Consider the following 19,527-nt stretch of genomic DNA (forward strand, 5'->3'; position numbering starts at 1 on the left):
ATTTTTGCAAACTCGGGAGGAAGAAGAGTGCATGATATTTAATCCTGTAATCATATCAGTAGTAGTAATGATTGTTTTATGTTTGTGTAAGTTGAATGTTATTTTTTCAATGTTAATTGCGGCGATAGTTGCTGGGGTATCTGCTAATATGGGAGTATGTCACACCATGAAGGTATTGATCTCTGGTATGGGCGGAAATGCTGAAACAGCACTTAGCTATATTTTGCTAGGAACATTAGCAGTAGCAATTAACAGTACTGGAATTGCTAGTATTGTATCAAATAGGATTGCAAAGTTGGTTGGAGATAAAAAAGTTTATCTACTTCTAATAATTGCAGCACTAGCATGTTGTTCACAAAACTTGATCCCAGTACATATTGCTTTTATACCTATCTTAATACCACCTTTACTAAAACTTATGAACTCATTAAAGATGGATAGAAGAGCAATGGCCTGCTGTTTAACATTTGGATTAAAAACACCATACGTTGTTTTACCAGTAGGATTTGGGCTTATCTTTCATACAATAGTGAAAGATCAAATTTCAGCAAATGGATATATTATAGAACTTGGACATGTATGGAGATCAACTTGGCTTTTAGGGGTTGCCATGGTGATAGGTCTTCTAACAGCAATATTTATATCTTATAGAAAAGATAGGAACTATGAAGATCTTCCATTAAAAGGGATAAAAGATGTACAGTGTGATAAAATGGAAAAACAGCACTGGATTACATTAGGAGCTGCAGTAGTTGCATTTGGAATACAACTTACAACGGGTTCACTTCCTTTAGGGGCAATTTCTGCTTTAGGAGTTTTAGTAATATTCAGAGTTGTTAAATGGAAAGAATTAGATCAAATGTTAAATGATGGTTTCCTTATAATGGGAGTAATTGCTTTCATAATGCTAATAGCAGCTGGATATGGAAGAGTTATAAGAGAAACAGGAGCTATAGAGAGTCTTGTTAACGGAGTAATCAATCTAAGTGGAGGAAGTCGGGCAGTTACTTCACTGATAATGCTAGTAGTAGGACTTTTTATAACAATAGGAATTGGAACATCATTTGGAACAGTACCAATACTTGCAACAATATATGTTCCGCTTGCTTTAAAATTAGGTTATTCAGTACCAGCAATGGTAATACTTATAACAGCAGCTTCAATAATTGGAGATGCAGGGTCACCAGCTTCAGACTCAACATTAGGACCAACATCAGGACTTAGTGTAGACGGTCAACATGATCACATAAGAGATACTTGTATAGCAACATTTACACATTTCTGTGTGCCACTATTTATAGCTGGATTTATAGGAAGTTTAATATTTTAATTTAAAATATACTAGGAGGGACTATTAAAATGAACAAATTAGTAATTGGAGCAAAAAAAATAAGATTGGAAGATTTAATCAATGTAACAAGAAACGGGTACAAGGTAGAAATTTCACCAGAAGCGTACAAAAAAGTTGATGAAGCAAGAGCTCTTGTAGACAGATATGTTAAAGAAAAAAGAGTATCTTACGGAATAACAACAGGTTTTGGTAAATTCTCTGATACTGTTATTTCTGAAGAAGAAACAAGCGCATTACAAAGAAACCTTATAATGAGCCACTCATGTGGTGTAGGAAACCCAATAGCACTAGATGCTGCTAGAGGAATTATGCTACTTAGACTTATCAACATGACTAAAGGACACTCAGGAGTTAGAAGAGTAGTACTAGAAACATTAGTAGAAATGTTAAACAAAGGGGTAACACCATTCATTCCAGAAAAAGGTTCATTAGGAGCATCTGGAGACTTAGCTCCACTAGCTCACATGGTACTTGTAATGTTAGGTATGGGAAAAGCTTTCTATAATGGAGAACTTTTAGATGGTAAAGTTGCAATGGAAAGAGCAGGAGTAAAAATATTAGATAATTTATCTTCTAAAGAAGGTCTTGCACTTATAAACGGAACTCAAGTTATGACTTCAATAGGAGCTCACGTAACTTACGACGCAATTAACTTAATGAAACACTTAGATATTGCTGGAGCTTTAACTCTTGAAACTCAAAATGGAATAACTTGTGCATTTGATCCAAAAATCCACGAAGTAAGAGGACACAAAGGACAAATAGATACAGCTGAAAACTACAGAAAAATATTAGAAAATAGTAAAAATACAACAAAACAAGGAGAGGTTCGTACTCAAGATCCATATACATTAAGATGTATACCTCAAATCCACGGAGCAAGTAAAGATGCGTTAGAATATGTAAAAAATAAAGTTGAAACTGAAATGGAAGCAGTTACAGATAACCCAATTATCTTCTGTGAAACTGACCAAGTTATATCAGGAGGAAATTTCCACGGACAACCTATGGCACTTCCATTTGACTTCTTAGGAATTGCAATCTCTGAAATGGCTAACGTATCTGAAAGAAGAATTGAAAGATTAGTTAACCCAGCATTAAATAATGGATTACCAGCATTCCTAGTTAAAAAAGGTGGAGTAAACTCAGGATTCATGATCGTTCAATACAGTGCTGCATCACTTGTATCAGAAAATAAAGTACTTGCACATCCAGCATCAGTTGACTCAATCCCATCTTCAGCTAACCAAGAAGACCACGTATCAATGGGTACAATAGCTGCAAGAAAAGCTGGAGAAATCTTAAAGAACGCAAGAAATGTAATAGCTATGGAACTTCTATCAGCTTGTCAAGGTGTTGACTTAAGAGAAAATGCTGACAAATTAGGAAACGGAACTAAAAAAGCTTATGAAGAAATAAGAAAAGTAGTTTCTTACTATGATAAAGATAGAGTAATGCACATAGATATCAATGCTGTTGAAGAACTAATTAAGAGCAACAAAATAGTTGAAGCTGTTGAAAAAGAATTAGGAAAATTAAAATAGTATTTAATTAAAATTAATAATAAAAAGTGAAAAAATTAGGAGGAAGACATATGAATAATAACAAAGATATATTCGAAGCTATGACAATTAAATTAACAAAAGAAGATATACCACCAGTAATACCAAAGATGGACCCAAAATTAAGAAGAGCTCCAAAAAGAGTTGTACACCTAGAAAAAGATGAAATAGAATTAGCACTTAAAAATGCATTAAGATATATTCCTAAAGAATTCCACGAACAATTAGCACCTGAATTTTTAGATGAATTAATGGAACACGGAAGAATTTACGGATACAGATTTAGACCTGAAGGAAGAATTTACGGTAAACCAATAGATGAATACAAAGGAAAATGCGTTGAAGCAAAAGCAATGCAAGTAATGATTGATAATAACCTTGACTTTGATATTGCACTATATCCATATGAATTAGTAACTTATGGAGAAACTGGACAAGTTTGTCAAAACTGGATGCAATATAGATTAATAAAGAAATATCTTGAAAACATGACTCAAGACCAAACTCTAGTAGTAGCATCAGGACACCCAACAGGATTATTCAGATCAAAACCAGAAGCACCAAGAGCAATAATAACAAATGCTTTAATGGTTGGAGCTTTTGATGACTATGACAACTGGGCAAGAGCTGCTGCAATAGGAGTAGCTAACTATGGACAAATGACTGCAGGTGGATGGATGTACATCGGACCACAAGGAATCGTACATGGTACTTACTCTACAATATTAAATGCTGCTAGATTATTCTGCGGTGTACCAAAAGATGGAGACTTAACTGGAAAATTATTCGTTACTTCAGGACTTGGAGGAATGAGTGGTGCTCAAGGTAAAGCAACAGTTATCGCAAATGGTGTTGGAATAGTTGCAGAAGTTGATATCTCAAGAATCAATACAAGATTAGAACAAGGATGGATCAACAAAATAGCTAGAACTCCAGAAGAAGCATTTGCATTAGCTAAAGAAAAAATTGCATCAAAAACTCCATATGCAATAGCTTTCCATGGTAATATCGTTGACTTACTAGAATATGCAGTAGAACACAATGAACATATTGACTTACTATCTGACCAAACTTCTTGTCATGCTGTATATGACGGTGGATATTGTCCAGTAGGAATCTCTTTCGAAGAAAGAACAAGATTACTTGCTGAAGATAGAAAAACATTTAATGAACTTGTAGATAAAACTTTAAGAAGACACTATGAAGTAATTAAGAAATTAACTTCTAAAGGAGTTTACTTCTTTGACTATGGAAACAGCTTCTTAAAAGCTATATATGATATTGGTGTAAAAGAAATTTCTAAAAATGGTAGAGACGATAAAGGTGGATTTATATTCCCTTCATATGTTGAAGATATATTAGGACCTGAATTATTTGACTATGGATATGGACCATTCAGATGGGTATGCTTATCAGGTAAAAAAGAAGACCTTCTAAAAACTGACAAAGCTGCACTTGAATTAGTTGATCCAACTAGAAGATATCAAGATAGAGACAACTACATGTGGATAAAAGACGCTGACAAAAATGGACTTGTTGTTGGTACACAAGCTAGAATCTTCTATCAAGATGCTATGAGTAGAACAAATATAGCTCTTAAATTTAATGAAATGGTAAGAAACGGAGAAATCGGACCAGTAATGCTTGGAAGAGACCACCACGACGTATCTGGTACAGACTCTCCATTCAGAGAAACTTCAAATATTAAAGACGGAAGTAACATAATGGCAGATATGGCAACTCAATGTTTCGCAGGAAACGCTGCAAGAGGAATGACTATGATTGCACTTCACAATGGTGGAGGAGTTGGAATTAGTAAATCTGTAAATGGTGGATTTGGAATGGTTCTTGATGGAAGCCACAGAGTTGATGAAATCTTAATGCAAGCAATGCCTTGGGACGTTATGGGTGGAGTTGCTAGAAGAGCTTGGGCTAGAAATCCTCATTCAATAGAAACAGTTATTGAATACAACAAAAACAATAAAGGAACTGACCACATCACATTACCATACATTGCAGATGATGAGTTAATTAAAAAAGTTATTGACGAAAAAATAAAATAGGTGATTTGATGAAAGCTGATTTAATCGTATATAATATCGGTAGTTTAGTTACATCAAGAGAGATAGAAAAAACTCAAGATATGACTAACATGGAGAATATTGAGATCATTGATAATGCCTATCTGGCAGTTAAAGATGATAAAGTGCTACAAGTTGGTGCTGGGGAATTTCCTAAAGACCTAGTTGATGCCAGCACCAATCTGGTTGATGCACAAGGAAAAGTAGTCACTCCTGGTATAGTAGATTCTCATACTCATTTGGTGTTTTATGGGTCTAGAGAGAATGAACTCCCTTTAAAAATAAAGGGGGTTCCATACCTGGAAATCTTAAGAAATGGTGGTGGAATACTAAGTACAGTAAGAGCTACCAGAAAGGCTACTAAGGAAGAACTTGTTAAAAAAGCTATGGACACATTGGATAGAATGCTATGTTTCGGTGTTACCACAGTTGAATCAAAAAGTGGGTACGGGCTTACTCTTGATCAGGAGATAAAACAACTTGAAGTAAACCAGGAACTAAATGCAAAACATCCAATTGATGTGGTATCAACATTTATGGGAGCACATGCAGTTCCAGAAGAGTATAAGGATAAACCACATGAGTACATAGATGAGATTATAAAAATGTTACCAGAAATCAAGAAAAGAAATCTGGCAGAGTTCTGTGATATTTTCTGTGAAGATGAAGTATTCTCAGTAGATGAGAGCAGAAAGATACTTACAGAAGCAAAAAAAGAGGGGTATAAATTAAAAATACATGCTGATGAAATAGTTTCATTAGGTGGAGCAGAGCTTGCTGGAGAGATGCATGCAGTATCTGCTGAACACTTAATGGCAGTAAGTGATGAAGGAATAAAAGAATTAAAGAAAAACAACGTTATAGCTAATATTCTACCTGCAACATCATTTAACCTTGGAAAAAATTACGCTCCAGTGAGAAAAATGATAAATGAAGGGGTTAATGTAGCCATATCAAGTGACTATAACCCTGGATCATGTCCAACAGAAAATATGCAGTTGGTTATGCAGATATGTTCTTCACAACTTAAAATGACACCAGCAGAGATATTTAAGGGAACTACACTAAATGGTGCAAGAGCACTGACAAAAGAAACTACTATTGGAAGCTTGGAAAAAGGTAAAAAGGCAGACTTTGTAGTTTATGATACAGATAATTTAAACTATATTTTCTATAACTTTGGAATAAATCATGTAAAAGATGTTTATAAGAATGGAAAAATAGTTGTAAAGAATAAACATAAAGTTTATTAAATTTTTAGGGAAAGAATAATGCCATAAATTTATCATACTAAAAAAGTGAGGAGAGTTAATCTCCTCACACTTTTTTTTGGTTAATATATCTAAGTAAAAATAAAGATATTATAGTTAAAAAAATAAAAAGAAGTACTGGGGTTAATGGATCATACTTAAGACCAAGATTTATGGAACTTAAAATAAGTAGAGGCCCAATAAGTGCAGTAAGTGAAAATCCCAAAGAATAATCTCCAAGTACAGGGAGTTTAAACTCAGGGTCACAGATTCTTAAAAGAAGCATTCCAGTAAAAAATACTCCAAAACTTGTTCCCATCATTGATATAGCTCTTTCAAAAGGATAGTTATTTTTAAAGTATTTTTTGCAAAGGGTATCAATTATCCACCATGTTACAATAAAACCTGTAATAATCATAGTAAGAAGTGGAAAAATATAGGTAAATACCGCTTTTAATGGCAGAGCGGTAATTGCACTTACAACAGCAAATTCAGTAAATAGAGCTGAAATCTTTCCTTTTATTTTTGTATCAATTATCCATTGTAATTTTTTTCTTTTCATAAAATTCCATACAAAGAACATCACAATCATTGAAAATGCCCAAACAGAAAGAGATGAAAGAAGTGGAATACGTAATTTTTTTATAATGCCAAGTATGATATATGAGATTCCGCACACTGAAAAAATTATAGCTACATGAAATGCAAGAACATCAACAGATGAAGAAACTGTTGTTTCATGACCAAAAATTGGCTGTTTATCTGTATCTTTAATAAATCCTTTTCTCATCTCTACAGGTATATTTTTAGGATTTTTAAGAAGAGAGGTATTTCCTTTTTTACAATTGTGGTTAATTAGGAATACTCCTATAATAATACCGCCAATAAGACCAAAGGTAGCCACAGTAGTAGCTATTCCCTGTGAGATAGCCCAGTAATTGAGCTTCATATCCTGAAGAACTCTACCAATGAGACCGGCAGTTCCATGTCCTCCTGCAAATCCAGTATTAAGTTCTGCACCAAAAGTTGGATAAAGAGGTATATTTAAAAGTTTTGTAAAGATAAAATTTATCACAAATCCAAGTGCAAGCTGTATAAAAGTAACAATATATAAAATAAGAGTGGTATTCAGTATATTTTTAATCCCCTGTTTTTTATTTTTAAGATTAAAATTCATTCCAAGGGGAACAGAAGCAATTACTGGAATAATAAGTATTCCAGGGATTTTTCCAATCTCCTTTGACCATATAGATGGAATGATTGAAAGATATTGTCCCAGGATTTCAGGACCTATTATAAGGCCAATAAATCCTCCTATTACAGATGCTGGTATAAAAAGATTCTGAAAAATCTTTACTCTTCCTCTGATTACTGTTCCTAAAATAAGGAGAAAAGAAAGATAGCAAAATATTTGAAAATAAAGTTCCATGTTACCTCCTGATGTTCTATTTCTATTTTCATAAAAAAAGTGAATCTTATACAAAGATTCACCCCTGATTTTATTTTTTCTCAAGTAAAACTACACAGTATGATTTTACTCCTGATTCATCACCAGTAAAACCAAGCTTCTCTTCTGTTGTAGCTTTTACACTGACCTGATCAATATCAATTTTTAAGATATTTGAAATTCTTTCTCTCATTGACTGAATATAAGGTTTAACTTTTGGTTTTTGAAGTACAATTATTGAATCCAGATTTACTATCTGATATTCTTTTTCATCTATTAACTCTTTTACTCTACTTAAAAGAATTGTACTGTCAATATTTTTATACTGCATATCATTGTCAGGAAAATGTTGACCAATATCTCCAAGAGCAAGAGCTCCAAGAATGGCATCCATTATAGCATGGATTAGAACATCTCCATCAGAATGACCTAAAACTCCCTTAGTATGAGGAATCTCTATACCACCTAATACTAATTTTCTTCCTTCAACAAGTTTGTGCACATCATAACCATTTCCAATTCTAATCATGATTACACTTCCCATCTATCATATATTTTTTCATAAAATTCAAGTATTTCATCTTTTGTTGCTGTAGAAGTTCCAACTTTACCAACTACTACTCCAGCAGCTGTATTTGCAATTTTAGCAGCTTCATGCCATGATACTCCTGAAGCTCCAGCTAAGGTATATACAGATATTACAGTATCTCCAGCACCAGTAACATCATATACCTCTTGAGCAAATGTAGGAATATTAACTACTCTATCCATAAATAAACTCATTCCCTCTTCACTTCTAGTCAGAAGAAGGTTATTAAGATTCAATTTTTCTTTAAGTGCTTTACCAAGTGCTTCAAAATCCTTTGTTTTAACTCCCATACACTCCATAGCTTCTTTTTTATTAGGAGTCATAGATGTAGCACCATAGTAGTTCATTGCATTTTTAGGTTTAGGATCCACATTTACTATGATATTTTTTTCTCTGCAAAGTTTTACAATCTCTTTTGCAACTCTTGGAGTAAGTACTCCTTTATCATAGTCAGATAGGATAACAGCATCCAGTTTATCAATATTTGCTTTAAATTTTTCAAGCAGTGCATCTTCTAAAGTTTTTGATATAGGTGATGCATCTTCCCAATCTATTCTTAAAAGTTGCTGATTTCCAGCAAGTACTCTTTTTTTAACTATTGTTGGTAACTCATTTGTTCTTATAATAGCTTTAGTGTCAATATTTTTTTCATCAAATGCTTTTAAAAGTCTATCACCATTAGTATCACTTCCAATGACTCCAAAACAAACTGTTTTAGCTTCTAAAGCATTAAGGTTATTTACAACGTTAGCAGCTCCTCCAAGAGAGAATCTTTCCTCTTTTACAGTAACTACAGGAACAGGAGCTTCAGGGGATATTCTTTCAACTATTCCAATGATATAGTCATCAAGCATTAAATCTCCCACTACCCCAATTGTGATGTTTTTAAAATTATCCAATATCGTTTTCAGATTTAATTGATTTGTCATATTTAGACCTCTTTCTTATTTTAAAATATTCTTTTATCTTTAATATCATTTATTTTTTCATGTATCTCATTGTTTTCAAATGGTGTATCTTCATTTTCAACTATATCAAGTTTTAATCTGATATAGATATCACTCATTTCATGCTCTATATTTTCATTTTTAAATAGATGGCCAAATAATGGTAGAGTACCAAAAAAAGGAATTTTACTGTTGGCATTATGAATAGTAGCCCGTTTAAGCCCACCAATTAAAACAGTCTGTCCATCCTTCATCTTAATGGTAGTTTTTATACTTCTACCTATTTTAGACCCACCTTCAGAGTTAAAAGTACCTACATCTGCACTGTCGTCTTTTTTATACTTCAGTTTAAAATTACTTACTTCAATAAGGACATCTAAAACAATATATCCATTCTCCTTAATATGTGGAGTTACCTTTAAGATTATTCCAGCCTCTTTAAATATAGGTGTACTGGTAATTCTGTCATTATTGGTATTTTCATCCTTTTTTTCTCCAACAATTACCTCTTCAGTAATTTTAAATTCTCCCTCCTGTCCATTTGTAACAAGAATGGAAGGACGGGCACTGACAATAAGGTCCTGAGTTGCTTCAAGCATATTTATTTGAAAATCTAAAACATCTGTTGCACTGTGGAAATGTTTTTTTATATTGAGAGAAGATCCATAAATAGTGTTAATACCAGCAATTTTTCCTGAACTCAAAACCTTGCTGTGTACTCCCTTATCACCATTTTGGATATTTGAATTGTTTCTATTGTAGTCCCATTGGACACCAAGATTTTCAAAGAGATTATTAGAAACATCAAGAATTTGAGAAGAAATCCGTATCTGCTGTATATTATTGTCTATTTCACTGATAAGCATAAGAGCATTATCTACAATTTTTCTTTCACCTGAAAGGATGAGTACACTTTGCTTTTCAATAGATGAAATAGTGATACTGTCTCCAAAATTTTCTTCTACCACATGTTTTATCTCTTTAGTATTACCATTATTTAGAATAATTTTTTTAGTAATTATTCCTCTGTCTTCAGTAATAGCATTGTGAGAATCTGTAATTTTAGTTTTTTCAGACCTTCCAATTCTATTATCTTTTTCAAGGGCAACCTTAAGAGATGTAATTTTATCCTTGGTATTTATAATATCCCCTTTTGTAATATATCCTTTTTTTTCAAATTTTATTATATAAACCCCAGGATCTACATCAGGAAATATAAATTTTCCACCATATCCTGAGTAAATAGCTGGATAATTGCTATTTGACAGTGTAATTTTAACATTATCAATACCTGACTTATAGATGCTGTCATTAACTGACCCATAGATAGAGTAATCTCCTGGCAATTTTGTACTTTTAGAGACTACAAAAATCTCACCTATTGATGAGACGTTGAGATGATAGATTTCAAGTATTGTATTTACAAGAGTTTCCATGTTTTCTCCTGCTGGAAAAGAGATATCCATAGGGATATCCTTAACATCACTGTCAGGAATGAAATTTACTCCTGTATCTTTAGCTATAACACTAAAAGCATCTCCAATTGAAAGATTTTGAAAGTTGATTTCTGAAGTGACATTCTGCCTTCGCAACTTATCATTATTAACTCTTCCATAACTATTATAGCAAATAACCATCATTATTAAAAGCACAAGATATTTTTTTATCATCTCTTTCTCCTTTTGAACTATTTTTCTAGAAACACGTTGTTATTGATGATTTTAATTCTGTATTTTTCACCTTTGCAGGTGATTTTATCTGATTCTGATAGATATTTAGATGTTCCATCTGCAAATTTTAAAATAGCATATTTTTTGTTATTAAATAAAAAGACAGTGATTCCTGCAATTTTTTTTATTGAAACCTTATTATAAGTTAATTTGCTATCTTCAGGAACTGCACAAACACTTTGCTGGTTTAGAATATTAGTAGCAAGTTTTCCATTGAAGATCCAGTTTTCTTTCTTTTGCAGCTTAAAGGGAGTGTCTGAAAAGGTTATTGTTTTTGAACTGTTTTCTAGCTCTTCAATAAAGCTTTCAATATTTTTATATGTTCCATTAAAAGCATATGGAACATATACCTTATCACTGCCTTTTATACTTTCAGCTCTTGCAATAGTTATTAAGGTTATATAATTATTTGCCATCTCCTCACTGATAAAGGACTCAAATTCCCCTAAGTTTGCAAAGCTGTTCATCTTTTTTCTCTTAGCATTTTCCACTTGTTCCTGTTTTTTTTCTATATATTCCTCTTCCAGCTCTTTAAGGTTTCTTTTCAGCACTGTGATGGATTTTTCCATTTTTTTCTTTTTGAATCTTGCTTTTTCAGTATCATCTTTAAGAGTAGAAATATCTATAATCTTTATAATTATCAGAAAATATAGGCTAATTCCCCAAAAAATTAGAAAGAGGGAATATATAAGCGGAGCTTTGTATTTTGTTAAACTGATTCCATTAAGTCTCATCATTCACCTCGATTTCTAATTTAAAGTTAAATGAGTTGTCATTTAAAGTAAAAAAGTCATGGTTTATTTTTCTAAAGATTTTATAGGTTAAAATATTTTTTTCAAAGTCGTAGAAATTCTCTTCATCTGATGTAATCCCTGATATTTTCAAAATCTTTTTATCAGTAAATTCAATAGAATCAATTGTAATGGCATGTTTAGAATCCATAATATTTTTAAGAAGAGTTGAAATTTTTAAACCACTAAAACTTCCCTCTTTGTTTTCAAAATTTAAAAGAGAGAGCTTTTTTTCAATATCAACTATTTTCAGTTTTTCCACATTAACAGCTTCTTGCAGTGTTCCTATCCTGTTTTCAATTGTATGAAGATAATTCTTTTTATTTGATATGTATACGTTCAATAATAAAGATGAAATACTTTGTATTATTATAAAAACAGATAGAACTGCAGTTAATATTTTTACTCTGCTTTTAAGGTGCAAACTCTCCTGGTATGCAGGTGGAAGGAAGTCTAAATCCCTGTTGTAAAAGAGTTTATATTTATGCCAGTCTCTGAAATTAATAAAATAAAAATTAGAATATATCTCTTTATCTGTATTACTATATGTAAACACATAACTATCTTCAATATAATCCTGTAAATACTCATCATCTTCCATAAGATCTTCTAAACTGAATTCAACCTGGTTAAAGTTGTTGAGTCTTTCATCTTTAAAATAGTATAATCTGAATCCCTCTTCATTGATTTCAATATAGGTTTTTGCCTCTTCTTCTTTATTAAAAAATTCCAATAAAAAAAGTGGATAAATTCCTGAAAGTGTAATACCTTTCTCTTTAAGTTGAGCTATTATACTTTCAATTTTTCCACGTTCTAATAAAATTATAAGGATTTTTTCCTGCTCATCCTCTATCTTTAAATGTATCTCTTTTGAGATAAAATCAATTGGAGAGTAGTCTTCAATAACCTCTTCAATTTTATCATCAACTTCCATTTCTCTTTCTCTTGGATCATCTATTATATCTATTGTAATAGGAAGAATTATAAAAAATGAGCTATCCAGTATCAATACCCCGTTTTTATTTTGCACATTTTCAATCTCTTCAAGTGTAAAAAAGTTATTTTCTTTTCTTTTAGTAAAATCAGTTATTTTCAAATGCAATCACCATCTTTTTTAAATATTCATTTTTTATTTCATAGGGATTTCTTTCTCCTTTTAAGTATTCAAGTCTTACTATAGCTGTAATGATAATAGGCTTATCAAGGTTGCTTACTCTGAACCTTTGTATAAGTTCTATATCAAGGTAATTGACAGGTTTTAAGGTAAGATATAATTGCATACGTATCTCTTTTAGAAATGAGATATTTTTATCTCTTTCTCTTTTGTAGAAGATGCTGTTATTAAATCTCATTTTATTAATAGTAAAGTTTTCAATTCCAGTACTCTCATTGGAATTTTTAAACCATATTCTTTTTTCATCACTGCTCCTTCCAAGATAATCAATTATATTTTTATAAACTCCATCTGAAATTTTTTTATCTATTCTATAAAATTCATCTATTGAAAAAGTGTCAAGAAATTGCAGTTTATCCTGGTAAGTTTGAGCAGTGGTACAATATGATAATCTTTTCTGTCTATTTATAATTATTCTATAACTTATTAGAAAAGTTGAAAGAACTAAAATAATTGTGACACTTACAGCAATTAATAAGTACCCTTTATTGTTTAAACTATTTTTTGTAATTTTCATAACCTCTAAACTCCATATGTTGTTTATTGCATAAATTGTTTACAGAAAAATTAATAAGAATGCCATTTTTTGTTTCAGTGAAACTTCCTGTAACAGGGTGCAAAATAGAGTGTTCTTTATCAAGATAAAATCTTTTTGCTGAAATTGTTCCTTCATGGACAAGAAGAAATCTGAAACGGAATTGGAAAACAATAAAATGTTGAACTGCTTTATCTCCTTCAACTTTTGGCATTTCAAGAAGTAAAACATTGCCTTTTTTACTTTTACTATGAAATAAATCTGCACATGAGTCTATAGTTATCAGTTTTTCAAAGTTTCCAATAAAAAAAGAGTGATCAACATATTTTTTCTCTTTATAATATTCTCCAGTACTTCCACTGCATTTAATAGCGTTTTCAATAATTTCTAAAATACGTCGGGCATTTTTTTCTGCTTTACTTTGAGCTATGAGATGCCTGTTAGTTTTCTCATTTATTTTGATAACTGAAAACAGTACAGTTGAAAAAATTGATGCTAAAGTAATATAAATTATTATCTCTATTAAAGAAAATCCTTTCTCTTTGTAGTTGTAATTCACTTTAAATCTCCTCCTTATTTGATATAAGAGAAGATGAAATAAAAGTTTTATTATTGACCATATACATAATTTTCATGTACAGATAGTCATATTTTTTTACTGTGGAAGAGATGGTAATTGGAGATATATCTATAGTTATAGTAACGTTAGATACTGGATATGGAAAAATGATATCCTTAAAGATATTTTCCTTTGTAATATTTCCATCTCTATTATTAAATGTTTCAGATCCTATAAATTTTTTTAGATATCTGTTATCTAAGTTTTCTAGCTGTGTTTTTAATGCGAGGAAATTTTTATTTTCTCTTTCAAATAGTGTTATGCTGTTGTTAATAGATAATAATCTGTTATTAAAATTTAAAAGAGGATAAAGAGCAATAAAAAATATAGTTATGGAGATGAGAATCTCTATAAGTACCATCCCTTTCCTCTTCATATAAAGTCACTGCTCCAATAATAGAGAAATGTAATTATAATAAAGGGTGAGAAAGGAAGAGCAAGGGAAAAGTTCCTTTTAGAAATTCCCACAATAACTCCAATAACTGTTGATATGAGGAATGATAATACGAAAAAAAAGTATACTTCTGAACAATTGGAATAGCCCATTATATATCCTAAAGGGAGCACAAGCTTAATGTCACCGAAACCAAGTACCTCTTTTTTCATAAAATCAGAAAGATAGCCATATATCAGTACGAATGGGATACAGTAGACTCCCATTCCAATAATACCATTTTCAATACTCTCTAAATCAGTACCTCTATATAAAAATGCCAAAAATAATAGCAGCAAGTTGAGATAATTTGGGATAATCATTTTTTTTACATCAACATATGCAATGGCAAGGAGAGTTAGAAGAATTAATATTCTGACCATTTATTTCCTTTCATATCATATTCCTGACCCTCTGTTGGAGCAAACCAGATATTCACTCCATCTCCTTTTTCAGAAGTGTTGGGGTCAACGAAAGTAAAAGACATTTCTCCTCCATATTTTACAGTGTGTTCTTCTCCCATATATCCGCCTATCTCAATTTTTCCATCTTTTATATTGTTAAATGTTTTAGGGTCAATATATTCTTCAAGTTTTTTTAGAGAAGCAACAATATCTGTTCCCTCTTCTTTTATAGTAGCTGGAGAGCTACCATGCTCACTGTAATAAAGTTCACTTGCAGTACGTAGAGCACCAAGAGTAGCTATAGCTTTAGTGTCTTTTCCACTGGCAATAAATCTTCTAACCTTAGGTCCCCCTATTCCAATCATAATTCCTACAAGTGCGATACCTATACAAACTTCTATTAAACTAAAACCTTTATTTTTCATTTTTTCCTCCTATAAAATCATACTTGAAATGTTGAATATTGGCAGGTAAACAGCAAGTATTACAGCTCCAATAATGATTCCAAGTATTGAAAGCAAAAGAGGTTGCAAAAGAGTAGTCAGCTTAAAAAGCTGATTTTCCATCTCCTTTTGCATAGCTGTTGTTATAGTTGTAAAGGTTTGAGGCAGTGCATCTGCACGCTCGCCAATATTTATTAATTTCAATTGCTGGTCGCTAAAAAAGTTAACTGAGTCAAAGGCATCAAAGATGCAATGACCATGCTGAATTTGAAGATGTATTTCCTTTAGTTTGTTTTTAAAAAATATATATTTGCAATTTGCCTCTATAGAGTGTAAAGCATCTAAGATATCTATATCTGATTCAAGCATAATATAAAGATTTTGTGAGAAATCTATTATGATATTCTTTTTTATGAATTTTCCAAGAATAGGAAAATTGAGTTTAATATGTTCCTTTTTTTCCTGTGAAAGCATTTTAAAAAAAAGTGTAGATATTGAAACAATAATGATAAAGAAAATGAAGATAAGTGAAAAATTGTTGCTTATTTCAAGAAGAAATTTAGTTATCCAGGGAAGGTTTTCCTCTGAACCTCTAAAAAAGTCTTCAAAATTTGGAAGTACGCTTGAAAAAATGAAGATGAGTAAAATTAAAATGAATGAACCTACAATAGCTGGATAAAATAGTGCGTGTTTTATTTTTTCATTGAGTGAAGTGATGAGGTTAAGGTTTTCAAAGGCTTTTTCCAAATTGCTAATTATATTTCCAGTTTTCTCTCCAGCATTGAGTAGGTTCAAATATGTGTCCCCAAAAAGCTCTCTATACTGATTAAATGAGTTATAGACGCCCTCACCATTGATAATTGATTTTTTTATAGTGGTAATTATATGTGAAAATGCTTTTTTTTCTTGTGAAGCAATAATCTCAAGAGCTAAAGTAATTTCAATACCACTTTTTAGAAGAGAAAGAAGATACTCTGTAAATATCAGGAGCTCTTTTTTTCTCAAAATAAATTTTTTATGAGTTGCTTTATAAGAAATAATCTTTAAGTTATTTATTTTTAAATATTTAAAGAACATCTGAGCATTTGAAAAAGGAAGTGAATCCTCAAATGTTTTATGTCTGTTATATACTTTAAAATGGTAAAATTTTAACATTCTCTTATTATCTCCTCAAGAGATGTAATACCATTTTTAGCTTTATCTATTCCTTTTTCAATTAAATCTTTCATATTATTCTCTTTAGCATATGCTGTTATCTTTTGGATACTTTCTCTTTTATCAATCATGGATTTTATATTTTCATCAAAAACAAAAATCTGAAATAGAGGAACTCTTCCAATATATCCAGAATTATTGCATTTAGGACATCCCATATGGGTATAAAAGATATTTTCAGAATAACTGCTGGGATCTTCACCTAGAAAAGCAAGTTTTCCACGATATGTGTTGTCTATTTTTTTACAATGTGGGCAGAGCTTTCTAACCAGCCGTTGTGCTATTATTCCAACCACTGAAGCTGATATCATATAGGGTTCAATTCCAATATTTAAAAGTCGAAATATTCCACTTACAGCATCATTAGTATGTATTGTTGAAAGTACAAGATGTCCAGTGAGTGCTGATTTTATAGCAATTTCTGCAGTTTCTCTATCCCTTATCTCTCCAATCATCAGGATGTCAGGATCCTGTCTTAAATATGATTTTAAGATAGTGGAAAAATCAAGTTTTTCACTGTGTTGTACCTGGTTGATTCCTGCAATCTCATATTCAACTGGATCTTCTACAGTTGAAATATTAACCTCTGAAGTATTTAATTGTTTTAGTATTGAATATATAAGACTTGTTTTACCAGATCCAGTTGGACCACTTGCAAGGATGATTCCATTTTTTCGATTTATCATTTTTGAAATCTCTTTATATTCAATTTTGTTGAATCCTATATTTTCAAGATCGAAATTTACAATATCTTTATTTAGAATTCTGATAACAGCTTTTTCTCCAGTAATAAGAGGGACAATTGAGACTCTAAAATCAATTGTTTTATCCTCAATTTGAAATTTAAACTTTCCATCTTGTGGCATTCTATGTTCTGTAATATTGAGTTTTGAGATGATTTTTAATCTTGAAATTAAACTTGGATGAAGAGAGATATCAAGAGTATTTTCACTGTGCAGAATACCATCTATACGATATCTTATTCTTGTTTTATCTCTTTGAGGTTCAATGTGAATGTCACTTGCACGATATTTTACCCCCTGGAGAATTATTGCACTTAGCCCCTTGACTACAATTGGATTATTAGAATCAAGAGATGTTTCGATTTTGATATTTTCATAATCTTTTTTCCTTGTAGCAGTTGATATCTTCATTTCATCTAGTATGGATTTTAACTTATGTGAATTTTTTCCTATCATATCTCCTCCCTGATAATATAAAAAGTATTGGGAGTAGCACTTGTTGAAAAGTGAATGTAATTAGTGAAAAAAATTCCTTTTACAGTAATTGAAAAAGGTGTTAATCTTTGAGAATCATAAACTCCATAGGATAAACTGTTAAGAAAATAAAAGAGTATTATAAGATATTTTTTCATATTATTCCTCCACCCAAGACAGAGAATTTCCATCCCATTTTTTATGAAAATTATGTATATTTACATAGGTTGCATTTTTATCATTTTTGTTTTTATATATGTTTATTTTCATATATTTGATAATATCAAATCCATAGAAAGAAATACGATATCTGGCGATATTGTTATACCCAAATATATAAATACTGAAAGATGGAGTAATATTTCCATATCTCGTTATCTTTGCTAAATGCTCTGTCTGTACCTTTTTATCAAATATTGTTACATAATTGAGTTTTTCAGGTAGCTGAATAACTTCAAGAGGAACATACATGTATTTAAGGACGTATAGCTTTTTAGTTGTGTAATCCAATCTTATGTAATAATGTTCCTTATTGTAAAATGCCTTGGTGGCATAAGTGGAAAATGTTTCATAGATTAATATTTTTGCAGTATTAATCTCCCTTTCTTCTTTTATTTTTCTAATACAAATAAATCCAATGTTTGTAACAAGTAAAAATATGCTGATACCAATTAAAATATCTGTCAAATAAAAAGCTTTTTTATTTTTCATACGAATTATATAATAATTAGATTATATAACTTGTTGATATTAAATACCAACCAATCTAGGAATGATAATTAAAGAAAAATAATGGTAAAAAATTTGAATTTACTGTATAATTTAAGTATTAGAAAGGTTATTGGAGGAAATTATGATTTTAGCAAGAAATAAAAAAGCATTTTTTGATTATTTTATAGAAGATAAATTTGAAGCAGGAATTGAACTTGTAGGAAGTGAAGTAAAATCAGCAAAAGCTGGGAAGTTAAGTATAAAAGAGGCATTTGTAAGAATAATAAATGGAGAAATCTTTATTATGGGGATGTCTATAGTACCTTGGGCTTTTGGAAGTGTATATAATCCAGAAGAAAGAAGAGTAAGAAAACTTCTTTTACATAAAAAAGAGATAAAAAAACTTCATGAAAAAGTAAGTCAAAAGGGATATACTATTGTTCCTTTAGATGTTCATCTTTCAAGAGGATATGTAAAAATTACCATTGCAGCTGCTAGAGGTAAGAAAAATTATGATAAGAGAGAAGCTATAGCAGCAAGGGATAGTAAGAGAAATATAGATAGAATGATGAAATATAACTAGAAAAAATTATCTTTTTGTGATATACTATAATACACAATTAAATATGGGGATGTCTAGGTCTCGACGGGATTATGAGGTTATAGGTAGCAGGCCAGGGTGACCGCTGTGAGAGGTCAACTCATCGTTTAGATGGAAATAGAAATTACGCTTTAGCTGCTTAATTAAGTCAGCTCACTTCTGATTGCTCTCTTCTGTAGGAGCATTCAACCGAAGTGTCATTTATTTACAGATTACTTTCAGTGATTTCTCTAAGCTGAAAGGACATTCTAGAGGATAGCTTTAATCAGCCCTGTCTGTGGGAGTGGTTATTGCGAAATTCAATAGCAGACTAAGCTTGTAGAAGCTTATGGCGCTTATGGTTTCGGACACGGGTTCAAGTCCCGTCATCTCCACCAAATTTAATAAATATACTTTTATATAGAGTCAGCTTAAAGGCTGACTTTTT

The 19,527-nt window shown here is 31.2% G+C and carries 20 protein-coding genes and 1 other RNA gene; 6 read left to right on the forward strand and 15 right to left on the reverse strand.

Features of this window, described 5'->3' with window-relative positions:
- Positions 1-31: 31 nt before the first annotated feature.
- Genes IX290_RS04670 through hutI form a run of 4 tightly spaced genes read left to right on the forward strand, consistent with a single transcriptional unit; the run spans position 32 to position 6,247 of the window.
- Entirely contained in the window at positions 32-1,330 is a 1,299-nt protein-coding gene (locus IX290_RS04670; protein ID WP_211492053.1) for a Na+/H+ antiporter NhaC family protein, read from the forward strand.
- Positions 1,331-1,359: 29 nt separating this feature from the next.
- Positions 1,360-2,895, forward strand: coding sequence for a histidine ammonia-lyase (gene hutH, locus IX290_RS04675; protein WP_211492054.1), 1,536 nt, complete (start codon positions 1,360-1,362; stop codon positions 2,893-2,895).
- A gap of 50 nt (positions 2,896-2,945) precedes the next feature.
- Complete coding sequence (locus tag IX290_RS04680; RefSeq protein WP_211492055.1) at positions 2,946-4,976, forward strand: urocanate hydratase; 2,031 nt, start codon at positions 2,946-2,948, stop codon at positions 4,974-4,976.
- Positions 4,977-4,984: 8 nt separating this feature from the next.
- Complete coding sequence (hutI, locus tag IX290_RS04685; RefSeq protein WP_211492056.1) at positions 4,985-6,247, forward strand: imidazolonepropionase; 1,263 nt, start codon at positions 4,985-4,987, stop codon at positions 6,245-6,247.
- 64 nt (positions 6,248-6,311) lie between these two features.
- Here the strand turns inward: hutI and IX290_RS04690 are convergent, their stop codons facing one another.
- The 15 genes from IX290_RS04690 to IX290_RS04760 all read right to left on the reverse strand — a co-directional run bounded on the left by IX290_RS04690 (position 6,312) and on the right by IX290_RS04760 (position 18,499).
- Positions 6,312-7,673 (reverse strand): sodium/glutamate symporter, encoded by a 1,362-nt coding sequence (locus IX290_RS04690; RefSeq protein WP_211492057.1) that lies wholly within the window; start codon positions 7,671-7,673, stop codon positions 6,312-6,314.
- Positions 7,674-7,743: 70 nt separating this feature from the next.
- On the reverse strand, positions 7,744-8,220 hold the full coding sequence (ispF, locus tag IX290_RS04695; RefSeq protein ID WP_211492058.1) for a 2-C-methyl-D-erythritol 2,4-cyclodiphosphate synthase: 477 nt from the start codon (positions 8,218-8,220) through the stop codon (positions 7,744-7,746).
- A 2-nt stretch (positions 8,221-8,222) separates the two neighbouring features.
- Complete coding sequence (gene rfaE1 / locus IX290_RS04700) at positions 8,223-9,209, reverse strand: D-glycero-beta-D-manno-heptose-7-phosphate kinase (RefSeq protein WP_211492059.1); 987 nt, start codon at positions 9,207-9,209, stop codon at positions 8,223-8,225.
- 20 nt (positions 9,210-9,229) lie between these two features.
- Positions 9,230-10,897, reverse strand: coding sequence for a type II secretion system protein GspD (locus tag IX290_RS04705; RefSeq protein WP_211492060.1), 1,668 nt, complete (start codon positions 10,895-10,897; stop codon positions 9,230-9,232).
- A gap of 17 nt (positions 10,898-10,914) precedes the next feature.
- Positions 10,915-11,691, reverse strand: coding sequence for a hypothetical protein (locus IX290_RS04710; protein ID WP_211492061.1), 777 nt, complete (start codon positions 11,689-11,691; stop codon positions 10,915-10,917).
- Positions 11,681-12,844 (reverse strand): hypothetical protein, encoded by a 1,164-nt coding sequence (locus IX290_RS04715; protein WP_211492062.1) that lies wholly within the window; start codon positions 12,842-12,844, stop codon positions 11,681-11,683. The genes IX290_RS04710 and IX290_RS04715 overlap by 11 nt, the downstream gene beginning before the upstream one ends.
- Positions 12,831-13,439 (reverse strand): hypothetical protein, encoded by a 609-nt coding sequence (locus IX290_RS04720; protein WP_211492063.1) that lies wholly within the window; start codon positions 13,437-13,439, stop codon positions 12,831-12,833. Before IX290_RS04720 ends, IX290_RS04715 begins: the two co-directional genes overlap by 14 nt.
- Complete coding sequence (locus IX290_RS04725) at positions 13,420-14,016, reverse strand: type II secretion system protein (RefSeq protein ID WP_211492064.1); 597 nt, start codon at positions 14,014-14,016, stop codon at positions 13,420-13,422. The genes IX290_RS04720 and IX290_RS04725 overlap by 20 nt, the downstream gene beginning before the upstream one ends.
- A gap of 1 nt (position 14,017) precedes the next feature.
- Positions 14,018-14,452: a hypothetical protein gene (locus tag IX290_RS04730; protein ID WP_211492065.1), complete on the reverse strand. Its 435-nt coding sequence runs from the start codon at positions 14,450-14,452 to the stop codon at positions 14,018-14,020.
- Positions 14,449-14,892 carry a prepilin peptidase gene (locus IX290_RS04735; protein WP_211492066.1) on the reverse strand — a complete coding sequence of 148 codons (444 nt, stop codon included), beginning with the start codon at positions 14,890-14,892 and terminating at the stop codon, positions 14,449-14,451. Before IX290_RS04735 ends, IX290_RS04730 begins: the two co-directional genes overlap by 4 nt.
- Entirely contained in the window at positions 14,877-15,338 is a 462-nt protein-coding gene (locus IX290_RS04740; protein ID WP_211492067.1) for a type II secretion system protein, read from the reverse strand. The genes IX290_RS04735 and IX290_RS04740 overlap by 16 nt, the downstream gene beginning before the upstream one ends.
- Before the next feature lie 9 nt (positions 15,339-15,347).
- Positions 15,348-16,511 carry a type II secretion system F family protein gene (locus IX290_RS04745; protein WP_211492068.1) on the reverse strand — a complete coding sequence of 388 codons (1,164 nt, stop codon included), beginning with the start codon at positions 16,509-16,511 and terminating at the stop codon, positions 15,348-15,350.
- Positions 16,505-17,770, reverse strand: coding sequence for a GspE/PulE family protein (locus IX290_RS04750; RefSeq protein WP_211492069.1), 1,266 nt, complete (start codon positions 17,768-17,770; stop codon positions 16,505-16,507). The genes IX290_RS04745 and IX290_RS04750 overlap by 7 nt, the downstream gene beginning before the upstream one ends.
- On the reverse strand, positions 17,767-17,946 hold the full coding sequence (locus IX290_RS04755; RefSeq protein ID WP_211492070.1) for a hypothetical protein: 180 nt from the start codon (positions 17,944-17,946) through the stop codon (positions 17,767-17,769). Before IX290_RS04755 ends, IX290_RS04750 begins: the two co-directional genes overlap by 4 nt.
- Before the next feature lies 1 nt (position 17,947).
- Complete coding sequence (locus IX290_RS04760; protein ID WP_211492071.1) at positions 17,948-18,499, reverse strand: hypothetical protein; 552 nt, start codon at positions 18,497-18,499, stop codon at positions 17,948-17,950.
- A 142-nt stretch (positions 18,500-18,641) separates the two neighbouring features.
- Here IX290_RS04760 and smpB point away from each other — a divergent pair, with 142 nt between their 5' ends.
- Both smpB and ssrA read left to right on the forward strand, forming a co-directional pair.
- Positions 18,642-19,082, forward strand: coding sequence for an SsrA-binding protein SmpB (smpB, locus tag IX290_RS04765; RefSeq protein ID WP_211492072.1), 441 nt, complete (start codon positions 18,642-18,644; stop codon positions 19,080-19,082).
- 45 nt (positions 19,083-19,127) lie between these two features.
- Positions 19,128-19,477, forward strand: a transfer-messenger RNA (tmRNA) gene (gene ssrA / locus IX290_RS04770).
- Positions 19,478-19,527: the final 50 nt, after the last annotated feature.

It is taken from the genome of Fusobacterium sp. DD2, from assembly GCF_018205345.1.
Taxonomy (GTDB): Bacteria; Fusobacteriota; Fusobacteriia; order Fusobacteriales; family Fusobacteriaceae; genus Fusobacterium_A.